Source organism: Alteromonas portus (assembly GCF_005117025.1).
GTDB lineage: Bacteria > Pseudomonadota > Gammaproteobacteria > Enterobacterales > Alteromonadaceae > Alteromonas > Alteromonas portus.
Window position 1 is genome coordinate 37,175 of the sequence record NZ_SWCO01000005.1, and the last position, 12,087, is coordinate 49,261.

Annotated in this window: 10 protein-coding genes; 6 read left to right on the forward strand and 4 right to left on the reverse strand. The window is 43.4% G+C overall.

Annotation, left to right across the window (positions count from 1 at the left end; translation table 11 throughout):
* Positions 1-197 precede the first annotated feature (197 nt).
* The 3 genes from E5672_RS08205 to E5672_RS08215 all read right to left on the reverse strand — a co-directional run bounded on the left by E5672_RS08205 (position 198) and on the right by E5672_RS08215 (position 5,155).
* Positions 198-1,769 carry a sensor histidine kinase gene (locus E5672_RS08205; protein ID WP_136781757.1) on the reverse strand — a complete coding sequence of 524 codons (1,572 nt, stop codon included), beginning with the start codon at positions 1,767-1,769 and terminating at the stop codon, positions 198-200.
* Positions 1,769-2,425, reverse strand: coding sequence for a response regulator transcription factor (locus E5672_RS08210; RefSeq protein ID WP_136781758.1), 657 nt, complete (start codon positions 2,423-2,425; stop codon positions 1,769-1,771). Before E5672_RS08210 ends, E5672_RS08205 begins: the two co-directional genes overlap by 1 nt.
* 207 nt (positions 2,426-2,632) lie before the next feature.
* On the reverse strand, positions 2,633-5,155 hold the full coding sequence (locus E5672_RS08215; protein WP_136781759.1) for a S8 family serine peptidase: 2,523 nt from the start codon (positions 5,153-5,155) through the stop codon (positions 2,633-2,635).
* A gap of 441 nt (positions 5,156-5,596) precedes the next feature.
* Here E5672_RS08215 and E5672_RS08220 point away from each other — a divergent pair, with 441 nt between their 5' ends.
* The 5 genes from E5672_RS08220 to E5672_RS08240 are packed head-to-tail and all read left to right on the forward strand — an operon-like array spanning position 5,597 to position 9,250.
* Positions 5,597-6,109, forward strand: a complete 513-nt coding sequence (locus E5672_RS08220) for a curlin subunit CsgB (RefSeq protein WP_136781760.1) — start codon at positions 5,597-5,599, stop codon at positions 6,107-6,109.
* A gap of 30 nt (positions 6,110-6,139) precedes the next feature.
* Positions 6,140-7,585, forward strand: a complete 1,446-nt coding sequence (locus tag E5672_RS08225) for an autotransporter outer membrane beta-barrel domain-containing protein (protein ID WP_136781761.1) — start codon at positions 6,140-6,142, stop codon at positions 7,583-7,585.
* Positions 7,586-7,638: 53 nt separating this feature from the next.
* Positions 7,639-8,031 (forward strand): CsgE family curli-type amyloid fiber assembly protein, encoded by a 393-nt coding sequence (locus E5672_RS08230; protein WP_136781762.1) that lies wholly within the window; start codon positions 7,639-7,641, stop codon positions 8,029-8,031.
* Positions 8,025-8,480 carry a curli assembly protein CsgF gene (locus tag E5672_RS08235; protein ID WP_136781763.1) on the forward strand — a complete coding sequence of 152 codons (456 nt, stop codon included), beginning with the start codon at positions 8,025-8,027 and terminating at the stop codon, positions 8,478-8,480. The genes E5672_RS08230 and E5672_RS08235 overlap by 7 nt, the downstream gene beginning before the upstream one ends.
* Before the next feature lie 8 nt (positions 8,481-8,488).
* Positions 8,489-9,250 carry a CsgG/HfaB family protein gene (locus tag E5672_RS08240; protein WP_136781764.1) on the forward strand — a complete coding sequence of 254 codons (762 nt, stop codon included), beginning with the start codon at positions 8,489-8,491 and terminating at the stop codon, positions 9,248-9,250.
* 37 nt (positions 9,251-9,287) lie between these two features.
* Here E5672_RS08240 and E5672_RS08245 read toward each other — a convergent pair whose 3' ends face one another.
* Positions 9,288-9,965 carry a helix-turn-helix transcriptional regulator gene (locus E5672_RS08245; RefSeq protein ID WP_136781765.1) on the reverse strand — a complete coding sequence of 226 codons (678 nt, stop codon included), beginning with the start codon at positions 9,963-9,965 and terminating at the stop codon, positions 9,288-9,290.
* A gap of 273 nt (positions 9,966-10,238) precedes the next feature.
* On the opposite strand from E5672_RS08245, the gene dld reads away from it, so the two are divergent.
* Complete coding sequence (dld, locus tag E5672_RS08250; protein ID WP_136781766.1) at positions 10,239-11,972, forward strand: D-lactate dehydrogenase; 1,734 nt, start codon at positions 10,239-10,241, stop codon at positions 11,970-11,972.
* Positions 11,973-12,087 lie beyond the last annotated feature (115 nt).

Here is a 12,087-nt window from a genome sequence, read left to right on the forward strand (position 1 = left end):
TTATGAAAATTGTTTTAAATGTTCACCTGTTAATATAGCCTTTAATTCTTTGGTTGCTGATTTTTAGTGGTTTTTTGTGATTTTGGTAAGGGGCGGGAAATGATGGTGAAAGGGCTGTTTTTACTCAGTGCAAAACACAAAGTAAGATGCTTATTGGTAAGTCCAATTTCAGGTGTGGTAGTCGTGGGGGGGAGACGTTAGTGTAAGTCGTTAGTGGGAACACTAAGGCGAACTACTGTACCTGATTGATTACCATGAAATATATCCAGCGTTCCGTTTATTAATTTAGCGCGCTCTTTCATCGAAAGCAGACCGAGTGTAGGTTCAGCATTCTCTGCTTGGGTAATGTGCTGGGGAATGCCGTCGCCATCATCGCTAATGGTGAATAAAGCAGTGTGAGGCTCGTAGTTAATTTTAATCCATAGCGACGTTGCATTGGCGTACTTAATGCTATTCGTTACTGCTTCTTGCACTATACGGTATATATGTATTTTCTGCTCCGAATTAAAGCTCACGGGCGTTCCGTTAAGTTCGTAGAAACAATCTATATTCGCTTTTTTAAGTGTAGTGATAATCTCAGAACGCTGTATCACGTTCTCAATTGGAAGCGTATCGATGCCAGATGGACGTAATCCCCCTAGGCTTTTTTTCATGGCCTGATACAAGGCGTCAATTTTGTTGAGTAATATTTCGTTATCGTCGCCTTTGGACTTAATAGAAAGCTGAAGTTTTAAATCGACAATGCGATGGCCGAAGTCGTCATGTAAATCTCGCGACAGCCGTTTTCTTTCGTTTTCTTGCACATTAACAAGTTGGGTGGCGAGGGCTTGTGCACTTTTTACGGACGCTTCCAAATCTTCGTTTTTCTTGGCTAGCTCCTTATTTAATACTTTTGATTGGTTTATGGAGGCGCCCAAAATTAAACAGCTAACACACAGTGCTAAGATGTAAAACTGATGTTCAATGGGGGGGAGTGTGCTTTGACTTGCCACGACAAAGGCTGTAATGCCAATGAGTAGACATGACAGTGCGCTACCCATCACAGCATATCGATACGATAAAAACAGCGCGGGGAATACCGCAAGGTATTTAATCTGATAGCTTATATTTATTTGATCGGAATATAGGTAATGGCTGGAAGCCAACAAAAGTAACCAAGTACCAGCGGTTAGGTATAGCGTAAGCTTACCTTTATGGACGTACTGACGGGTATATAAGGCAAAGAGAAGAGGGCATAGAACAACAATTCCAACAAAATCGCCCAACGAGAAATCAAACAAAATAGAGAGAAAAATCTCTATGTCTGTTTGCACCTCTATCGCTCTGCGACCTAAAAATACAGTTCCCAAAGCTACGCTAGTCAACACACCGAATGCAAGCGTGGCAAGGGTGCTGTTAACATTATCGAAGTAAGGAGCTTGAATGCGGCGTCTGAACAGATAAGCGCAGAAGCAAATAACCGCAGGTGAAATAAGCAAATGTACCAAGTACCAGCCTGTGCTTCCGCTTAAAAAAGCGGTGTTATCTAAAACGCCACCAGGGTGAAATAAAATGAAATGGGTTAGCTTTTCGGCAATAAGTAGCAGTGGCCAACTGCACAGAGGCAGTAGCAGAAAGGCTGCTAACCGAATCCCTGCGGGTAAGTACCAGCTAACTGTTCCTGATACAATTTCATATTGTGTGCTGAATAACCATACGCCGTGAAAAAATGCGGTATAGACTAGGCCTAGAATTACATAGTTAGTATTAATGTACCGCGTGATTTTCATTAATTCGCTTTGACTAGTGTATCGTCATAGATGACGTCAGAAACATCGAGATATCCTGTTTCTAAAGCAATTCTAAGTAAACCAAATTGAGACGTGACATTGAGTTTTCTATAGATGTTAGTTCTGTGCACCATCACTGTTTTCGGTGCAGTATCTATATAATAGGCAATCTGCTTTGGTTGGAAACCCTTCGCTAGTAGTAAAAAAACTTCTTTTTCTCTTTCTGTTAGAATGGAAGTTAGCTGTTTATCACCAAACGCTAATTTTTTACTAATATCTGAGCTTAAATAGTTCTCGTCTCGCTCTAGCGATTCTAACGCATCCATCAACTCTTTAGTGGCTGCGTTCTTTGTTACATAGCCATCGGCCCCAAGTTCAAGCGCTTTACTTATATAGCCTACATGATCATACATGCTCAGCATCAAACACTTTACGAACGGAGCTTCTTTCTTAATTTTTATAAGAGTATCGAAACCGCTCTCTTTTGCTAACGAGATGTCTAAAACAGCAACATCGATATCTTCTAAAGAGGCGAATGCGGGAAGTGCGTCTAATGAACTCACCGCGTAAGCGACGTGCCAGCCATACTCTTGTTCAATGAGAGTTTTGATGCCGTCCCTTACAATCTCATGGTCGTCAATGAGGAGTATGTGCATGAAAAAAAACTTTTTGTTTCTTAATGCATCAAGTTTACGTTGTCTTTGGCTTATATGGAATAAGCCGATGGCTTAGATTGGCAATATATTATTTTGTTTGCATAAAAAAGCCGGCCCATCCTTGGCCGGCAATTGCTTAAAGTTTTGTGTTTAGAAGCTTAATTGCTAAACATCACATTGCGCGAAGTAGCAATACACAACACGGCTTTAAAGATTTACCGTAACTGGCGCTGAACATGCAGAAGTTTCATCACAGACCATATAGGTGTATTCACCAGGTTGGACGCCTCTGCTCCTGTCGCGATAACGGCCAGTGTTGCTTACTTCTTCAAGCAGTTCACCATTGCGATAAATCATTACTGTATCGGCCATTGAGCCGCTGAATGACAAATCTACGCGTAACGAACCGAATCGAGACAGCATAGCACGGTCAATTTCGGCAACAATGTTGCTATCTGAAACTGACACTGCTTCTGTTGATACGCCAGTTTGGCCTTCAGAGTCGGTAACCGTAAGTGTGACATCATAGGCCCCAGTACTTGCATAGATATGGGTTGGGTTTTCTTCTGTAGAAGTTGCGCCGTCGCCAAAGTCCCAGCTGTAGCTAATAATATCGTCATTTACGTCGTTACTATTGTTGGTAAAGCTTACTGATAAGCCTGAAGCGTCATAAGTAAACGCAGAATTTGGCGGTGTTGGACCTACTTCACCAATACCAGTAACCACAAGGCTCCATGTATTGACTGTACCGTTGTCGCCGTTAAACGTATCAAGCACATTCAACGTCCAATCGCCCGTTGCTACTTCGCCGTTAAAGGCATCCGTGGTATAGCTTTCAACGATATCATCGGTACCGCCACCTTGGTTTTGACGCAGAACGGTTGTTGTACCTTGAGGAGAAGTCAGTGATAGTACTAAGTCACCGCTATACGTATGCGTAATATCTACCGACGCCTGCATACCAAACACCGTTAGGTCATCAGGTACGTTTATCACTAGATCTACACCTACGTCATCTGGATCTTCTTCATTCGGTAACGTAGGAACTACATCACCAGTATACGCGTAAGGGAAGTCGTTTAGTCCTTGAGGGTAAACATAAAGATTTGCAGATTTAGACTTTTCAATATCACCGCTTACACCGTTAACGGTAAAGCTATACGGTCCCCATGGCGTATCTTCAGTTGTCTCAACGGTAAGTGTTACCGTATCGCCAGGCATCGCCGAACTTGCACTCAAAGAAGCGATATCACTTGGCTCTGCAAGAGATAGCTGAACTTCTTCTTCGTAGCCAGCAATTGAACCAACCTCAATAGTGAAAGAGTAAGTCTCACCCGCTTCAATTTCAGCTGAACCTGGAGTGATGCCTAGTTTAAAGCCAGGTGTTGGATCGGCTTCTTCAAGGGCGTTAAGTACATTTAGGCGATTGCCAGACACGGTGCGACCATCAGCCCATAGGCTGGTTTCACCGGTCGACATTAATAGCTCTTTCATTTCAGATGGTGTTAGTTCTGGATTTAGCGACCACACAAGTGCTGCTGCACCGGCAACATGTGGCGTTGCCATTGATGTACCCGAGAAAGCCGCATAGCCGTCACCTGGCACTGTAGATAAGATAGCCGTACCCGGCGCAGCGATGTCCACAGTTTCAATACCGTATGAATAGCCGCTGTCTCCGTCATTACGAGTGTGGCTTGCAACCGCAAGCAGACTATTGGTTGTGGTGACATAGTTAGACGGGTAGTTATCTACGTTGTCGTTGTTTGAACCAGAGTTACCCGCCGCTGCAACAAACAGAATACCCGCCTGGCCAGCTACCTCGATAGCGGTTTCAAGTGCTTCACTGTAGCCACCGCCACCCCAACTGTTGTTGGTCGCTTTAATATTGATACCGCGGTTTTCTTTTAGATCAGTAAAGTAATCGATACATTCAATAGCGCCGGCGGTTGAACCAGTTCCATCTGCTCCAAGGAATTTACAGGCAGCGATAGACACATCGTGGTTTACACCAACTACACCGATACCATTACCGCCCACAGCACCAATGGTACCTGCTACGTGTGTACCGTGAGAGTCGTCGTCCATAGGGTCGGTATCACCGTTTGCTGTATCAATTCCGTAAACGTCGTCAATGTAGCCGTTGCCATCGTCATCAATACCGTTACCAGCAATTTCACCAGGGTTGACCCATGCGTTATCTGCAAGGTCTTCATGATTGTAGTCAACACCCGTATCGATAACACCAATTACCACATCGCTATCGCCCGTTGTAATATCCCATGCCTCTGGTGCATCGATATCCACATCATTTGTACCACCTGCTTGGCCTGTGTTATTCAATCCCCACAAGTCACCGTAAGAAGGATCATTTGGTACCAGTGCTTTGCGATACAAAAAATTTGGCTCGGCAATTTTGACAGCTGGGTTTTTCTTAAGGATTTCAATCGCGTCTTTCACTGACTTTCCGCGCAGTTGAAGTTTGGCAATGCGGCCATTTAGAAGGTTGGCAAAACGGTCATCAACTTCATCGCGATTTACGTCACTAATTTGCGCACCTACAGAAGAGCGAGCGCGCATTTTTTCCGCTTTGCTCACATTTTCTTTGTACACAACGATAACGCTGTCATCGAAAATTTCGGCTTTGGCGGCGTGTGCGTGGCTAGAAGCCATTAGCGGAAGTAGGGCTAATGACAGTGCTGAAAGGCCTGTTTTAAAAGGCTTTGTTTTCATAGTTAGATTCCATAATTAGCAAAAATGCTTCAATCACGGAACCTTCTCGTTCGGTCTGATATAACTAACGGTTAAAATGTATAACGCAAATATTAAAACCTGCCACCCTTAACAGCAAAATATGTTTAAAAATACTACTTAAACACTAGGTAATGCACAGAGGTGTAATATAAAGTGGTACTTATTTATTAGTGAACAGGCTTACTCCAAAGCGCTGAATTCGCAAAACACTTAAATGGTCTTACCACCGAATTTTTCTATGACATTTCATCTCAAATCTAGCACTAAGGTATGAGTGGCTTTCGCTAGGTTGCTGGTTGAACAGCAACAGCCGTTCTTTCTCCTTCAATAAATACAACTTAATGGTGATGGATTCTCGCGCTTTTAAAGCGTTTTATAGAAGGGTCACCTTTGTTGTTAATCAAGGAAGCAGTCGTTCTCATGGACAAGAAACTAAAGGTTATAAAGCGCCAGTTTGCTACAAACGTAATAGCGAAAAAAGCTGCTTCGTTTACAGCGCGTGCGGTATGCAGTCTTCTAACCGTCATTCTTTCTGCTCATGCTCAACAGTCCGACTTATCAACAAGCTCAGACATGGTGGAATCTTCTCTTTCAATGAGTCTGAATGCCCAAGCTATAACGATAGACGATGAAACGGTCTTCATTGCTGTCAGCCAGTTTGGGCTGAATAACATAACTAACATTATCCAAAGCGGCAACGGCGCCAACCTATCTAACGTTGTTCAAAACGGCAGCAATAACGAAGCTATCATCACTCAGCTGGGTGAGGGAAACGTAGTTAACTTATTGCAGCAGAACAACAATAACTTTTTCGAGATTATACAAGATGGGTACGACAATGTTGCCAACGTTAATCAATTAGGTGAGCAGTCTTTTACTGTTTACCAGATAGGGAACGAAATGGTGATTAACATCACACAATATCAACAATGATGTGATTGCCATAGGGAGACAAATGTGAAAATGAAAAAAACAAAAATAGCGAGTGCATTGCTTTTAGTTACAGCGACAGGGTGGGCATCAGCTCAGGAAATTCCTGCAAGCAAACTAGTCGACTTTAACGCTTCTGCAGACTTTGTAGCCGCAGCAGAAGGTAATGAAATCACGCTAACCCAAACGGCACCAGAGGGAAACGAAGTAGGTAATGAATCAGTGTTAAGTCAAGAAGGTGACCTAAACGCTATCGTTGTAGAGGTAACTGGTGACGCGAACGAAGTGCTTGCGTCGCAAATGCAATCAGGCAATACCTTCTATGCAAGTGTGACTGGCAACGGCAATTTCTTGGAATCTGAGCAAGACAGTTTAAACAGCACTGCAGAATTTGTAGTTGAAGGCGATGACAACACGGTTTCACTTGTTCAGTTAGGTGATGGCGGCCCGTTTGGCTTTATTTTCAGCCGTTCAATCAATGGCATTTCGGGCAGTGGGAACACGTTATCAGTGTATCAGGGCGATGGCGGTAACTGGGCCAATAATGCTATTACGGGTAACGACAACTCGGTGTTTGTAGAGCAAAGTGGTGACTGGCACGAGTCGTATGTTCGTGAACTTAGCGGTGATGCTAATACAATTGATGTTATTCAAGATGGTTTTTATAACATTTCAGATTTGACCGTAATTGGCTCTGATAATGAAGTTGAGATAGATCAAGATGGCGATCAAAACGTGATCGGCTGGACCATGATTGGCGATACTAGCGTGCTTGAATTTGAACAGGACGGCGACGGCAATGAAATTGCTACGGGTGCGTTCGAAGGTTCGGATAACGAAGTGAACATCGATCAAATTGGGGATGTAAACTTAGCGACGGTTGAAACAATCGGCGGTGGAGCCAATACCTTTGAAATTAACCAAGTGGGTGAGGGAAACACCGCTTATGCAGGGGTAATCGGTCTTTTCAACGAGTTTGATTTAACTCAAGTAGGTGATGCTAATGAAATTAGCACAGTGAACTTCGACGGTTGGTTCAACACAGTTGAAATAGAACAAGATGGTGACTTTAACCTTGCGCTAGCTCAAGCGGGTATCGGTGATTCGACATATATCGCTGATGCAAACCTAATCGAAATGTCTCAAGAAGGTAATGAGAATATAGCTTCGGTGGAATTGGCACGTGATATTTCATCGAACGGCAACGAAATTATGGTTGCTCAAACCGGGGAGCTCAACCTGCTAGATTTACTTGTTAACGGTAACGACAACATAGTAAGCGTTATGCAAGAAGGCGCAGGCAACTGGGTAACCGCTGATGCGGGTGGTCAGTTTGTTATTTCTGGTGATATGAATACGTTTGAAGTTACGCAAATGGGTAACGACAACTTAGTTACAGGTAGTATCACTGGCAACGGCGGCACAGTAAGTGTTACGCAAGTCGGTGATTACAACGTAGCTACTGTTGTTCAGATGTAAAGCTATAGATGTAAAAGTAAAAAGCCGGGCGAGTGCCCGGCTATATTTTTCAAATGAAGTATTCGCATCGTTTCTTTCTTATCACACTGTTTTTAACTGTGTTCTTTTCTCCGATTCACGCAGAAGAAATTCGGTTAGGTGGCCTGCTGCTCGACAACAGCATAAGTCGCCAAGGTCATGAATTTGCCTCGCGCATTAGTCAATACTGGCGGGAAGTACCCGACAGTTCGGGTAAAAACCTTGTTGTTAAAGAAATCATTGTGCCTCAAGCGGGGACGCTACTTTCAGTGATTTACGACAATAAAGTGGTTTATCAAACTTATATGGGGCGCAGGCAAGTTCCGATAGATGAAAAAGTACAGCAAGCGATTATGTTGGTATTAGATGCGGTAGCAAATGCAAGTATAGAAAGTCGAAGCCCAGACTTAGCAGGGGACGAATGGTAATGAATAAAAGGATAATGGTTGCAACATTCATAGCGTCTACGCTAGTGGCATCCGCGACAACGCAGGCGACTGAACTAGTCTATGAGCCAATCAATCCGTCTTTTGGTGGCAACCCACTTAACGGCTCATTCTTATTGAGTAAAGCAAATTCACAAAATGCGCACACTGCATCATTAAGCGAACGCTCCTACGATGAGCGTCTTCAGGAGTCACTAGAACGTGCCTATATAAATCGTATCGTTCGAGAAATTACAGATATCGCATTTGGTGAGCAAGAGTACGATGAAGATGGTAATCCGATAGACAGTATTTTTAACCAAGATAGCATTTTTGTAAGTGGAGACTTTCAGGTAGAGCTAATAACAAGCAACCCTGACAGCATTGTTGTGAATATTACTAATTTATTGACAGGTGAAGTTACTGTCGTAGAAATTCCACGGTTTGGGTAGGGAAGCACATGAGAAGTACCGTTTTTTTAATATTGGTAATGGCGCTAGCAGGGTGTCAATCCATTACAAATACGCTGCCGCCTGATACAACTGCCGCCGATGTCATTAAAGACAGTGCCACCTTGTCTGAAGTAAAAAGCTTACCTGCACCCATGGGACAAATTCCTGTTTCAGTGTACGCGTTTAGAGATCAAACCGGGCAATATAAACCAAGTTCTGGTGCCAGTTCATTTTCAACTGCAGTGACACAGGGCGCGACCTCCATTCTCGTACAGACCCTAAGCGAGACGTCATGGTTTTTGCCTGTAGAACGGGAAGGACTTCAAAACATTCTTACAGAACGCAAAATAATTCGAGCCGACGAAAACAGCGGTGGCGATTTGCCACCATTGACCACTGCCAGAATTATTATTGAGGGCGGTATTATTAGCTACGACACTAACATTCGTACCGGCGGTGCTGGTGTAGAGTACTTTGGTGTTGGAGCGAGTGAGCTATTCAGAGAAGATCAAATTTCTATCTATATGCGAGCAGTTGACGTAAGGACTGGGCAAGTTTTAGTGTCGGTTTCAACGTCTAAAAAAGTGCTAAGCCAAGAAGTTAGGGCAGGACTGTTTAGGTATGTTTCTTTGAAGCGCTTGCTAGAAGCAGAGACAGGTTACACCACTAACGAACCCATGTTCGAATGCGTTAAACAAAGCATAGAGAAAGCGGTGACTGAATTAGTATTGCAAGGTATGGAAAAAGGTGTATGGCGCGCAAAAGTGTAAGCGCCAATCCTCACGTTTATTTTAATCGGTTATCAGTTTAGTAATTTACCTGTTGAGGCTGACTAAACTGATGATCAAACCACTTGATAAGCTCAACGCGATTCCTACAGTCGGTCTTTCTGAATATGCTGTACACGTGTGTTTTCACTGTATTCACACTGATATGCAAGCAATCTGCAATTTCTTGATTCTGGGCACCGTCAGCAATTTTACGGGTTATGGCAAGTTCCCGTTTAGTTAACACCGTGGTTGATGATTGCAGTGCCGCAACCGGTTTAGATCTTGCTACGAGATTCGCATCAATATAGCGACTCATTATCTCGCGACTAAACCACTTGTTACCCGCCTGAACCTGTTGTACCCCGCGAACTAACAGTTCTAAATTATCCTCTATGTGAAAAATGCCATTGATACCGTGCTGAAGAGCCGCGTAATGAAAATCGACGTCAGACACTGGTACATTGAAAATCACTTTGTTTAATTCGGGGTAATCGTTAACTACCGGCAAGCTCAACATAGCCTCTGAACTGCAGTACTGTGCATCGATGAAGAAAGTGTAGGTGTTATTGAGAACACTTCGAGGAGGCTGTATTGACCCTGTTGTGACAGTAAAGCCGCAGCTTGGCAAGATACTTAGAAATCGTTCGTAAGCCCCTTCTGTTCTTGTATGTTCTGAGAAACTATTTTTTGTTAGAACAAACGCTTGATGTGACATGAAAACTCCTTTTCCTGTACGTTAACCTTACGAACTATACAATTGCTTTACAATACTCATCTGGTCTAACTTACATTGCCAAAGCGTAACAAAATGTAACCGTGAAAAACGCTTGTAAGCATTGCTTAAAAGTAGCCTATTTTTAAATGCTGAATGAATTAAATATAAGTAAATTATCTCTATAAAAAACGCCTGGCCTCTTTGTTAAATATGCCGTTAGTGTATAGTTCATCACCAAGTTCATCCTTCCAAAACTTCAACACAGAGAGAATCATGACCGTAAACGTTGACACTCAGTCTTTGATTGCATCTATGCGCGATGTAGTAGGGCAAGCCTATTTGTTAACAGATAAAGCGAAGAAGCAGCCGTATACCAAAGGATTTCGCTTTGGGGCGGGCGAAGCACTCGCGGTAGTAAGGCCGGGCACACTGGTTGAAATTTGGCGTGTACTAAAGCTTTGTGTTGAAGCTGATGTCGCAGTAATTATGCAGGCGGCGAATACTGGTTTAACGGGCGGCTCTACGCCAGACGGGAAAGACTACGACAGGCCATTAGTTATTATCAGCACTATGCGGATTGATGATATTCAGTTGGTTGATAATGGAAAGCAAATTGTTGGCTTAGCAGGTAGTACTTTGTTTGGGCTGGAAGAGACGCTTGCGCCATACGGTCGTGAACCACATTCGGTTATTGGTTCTTCTTGTATTGGTGCTTCTATCGTAGGTGGCATATGCAACAATTCAGGTGGCGCTTTGGTCAAGCGAGGCCCTGCTTATACTGAACTTGCACTTTTCGCACAAATCGACGCCAATGGCAATCTTTCTTTAGTAAACAACCTCGGCATTAACTTGGGTAGTGAGCCTGAAGAAATATTAAGTAACCTTGAAAACAAGCGTTACAAAGAGGCAGATGTAGAGCATCCTGACGCTCGCGCATCAGACAATGAATATGATGAGCGCGTACGAGATGTAGACTCTGACACGCCATCGCGTTTCAACAATGACGGCAGACGACTTCACGACGCTTCAGGCTGTGCTGGTAAACTCGCTGTCTTCGCGGTGAGGCTAGATACGTTCCCTATTCCTGAAAAGAAACAAGTATTTTATGTCGGCTCTAACGATGCCGCTGTATTTACAAAAGTGCGTCGTGACATTCTTTCTACCTTTAAAAATTTGCCCGATTCTGGCGAATACCTTCACCGCGATTGCTACGACGTGTCTAAGAAATACGGTAAAGACATGTTTATTGTTATCAGTAAGCTTGGGGCTAAGTTCATACCGAAGCTGTTTGCGTTTAAGCGGAAGTTTGACGCTTTTACCGACAAGTTAGGTTTTTTACCCAACAAAATGTCAGATCGCGTTATGCAGTATATGAGCTATATCTTTCCTAACCACTTGCCAAAGCGCATGGAAGAATACAGAGATAAATACCAGCATCACTGGATATTGGAAATGAGCAACGACGGGGTAGATGAAGCTAAAGCCTACCTAGATGAGTTCTTTAAAACCAACGAAGGTGGCTACTTTGAGTGTACCGAGGAAGAAGCAGATAAAGCGATTTTACACCGCTTTGTTGCTGGTGGAGCAATAGGTCGCTATCACGTAATGCACAGCAACAAAGTGGGCGCCATGATGACCATAGATGTGGCGCTTCGTCGTAACGACCCTGATTGGTTTGAAGTACTACCAAAGGAAATAGACGATCAGATTGATACCAAATTGTATTACGGTCATTTGTTTTGCCACGTTATGCACCAGAATTATGTACTGAAAAAAGGCGCGGACGCGAAATTGCTAAAAGGCAAAATTCTAGAAACCTTTGATGCAAGAAGCGCTGAGTATCCAGCAGAGCACAATGTGGGTCATGAGTACTTTGCTAAAGATGCGCTTAAGAATTTCTATCGCGAACTTGATCCAACCAATAGCTTTAACCCGGGAATAGGTAAGACCACCAAGCTAAAGAACTGGGCTGAACATGATGGTGGATGCTGCGGTGGGCATCATTAAGTAGCCACTTGGCTTTAAAAGTAATATCAAATGGTGCTCTGCCTACTTTAATTTAAGTAAATAAAAGTAAGTAGAGCCCTTAATCCTCTTGCAACCTTTCGGCCTAACGTATAAC

What these genes read in the sequence shown, in the direction of transcription:
- E5672_RS08210 (WP_136781758.1), bottom strand. Translation starts at nt 2,425, where the DNA reads ATGCACATACTCCTCATTGACGACCATGAGATTGTAAGGGACGGCATC.
- E5672_RS08240 (WP_136781764.1), top strand. Translation starts at nt 8,489, where the DNA reads ATGAGAAGTACCGTTTTTTTAATATTGGTAATGGCGCTAGCAGGGTGT.
- E5672_RS08220 (WP_136781760.1), top strand. Translation starts at nt 5,597, where the DNA reads ATGGACAAGAAACTAAAGGTTATAAAGCGCCAGTTTGCTACAAACGTA.
- E5672_RS08235 (WP_136781763.1), top strand. Translation starts at nt 8,025, where the DNA reads ATGGTAATGAATAAAAGGATAATGGTTGCAACATTCATAGCGTCTACG.
- E5672_RS08215 (WP_136781759.1), bottom strand. Translation starts at nt 5,155, where the DNA reads ATGAAAACAAAGCCTTTTAAAACAGGCCTTTCAGCACTGTCATTAGCC.
- E5672_RS08205 (WP_136781757.1), bottom strand. Translation starts at nt 1,769, where the DNA reads ATGAAAATCACGCGGTACATTAATACTAACTATGTAATTCTAGGCCTA.
- dld (WP_136781766.1), top strand. Translation starts at nt 10,239, where the DNA reads ATGACCGTAAACGTTGACACTCAGTCTTTGATTGCATCTATGCGCGAT.
- E5672_RS08230 (WP_136781762.1), top strand. Translation starts at nt 7,639, where the DNA reads ATGAAGTATTCGCATCGTTTCTTTCTTATCACACTGTTTTTAACTGTG.
- E5672_RS08245 (WP_136781765.1), bottom strand. Translation starts at nt 9,965, where the DNA reads ATGTCACATCAAGCGTTTGTTCTAACAAAAAATAGTTTCTCAGAACAT.
- E5672_RS08225 (WP_136781761.1), top strand. Translation starts at nt 6,140, where the DNA reads ATGAAAAAAACAAAAATAGCGAGTGCATTGCTTTTAGTTACAGCGACA.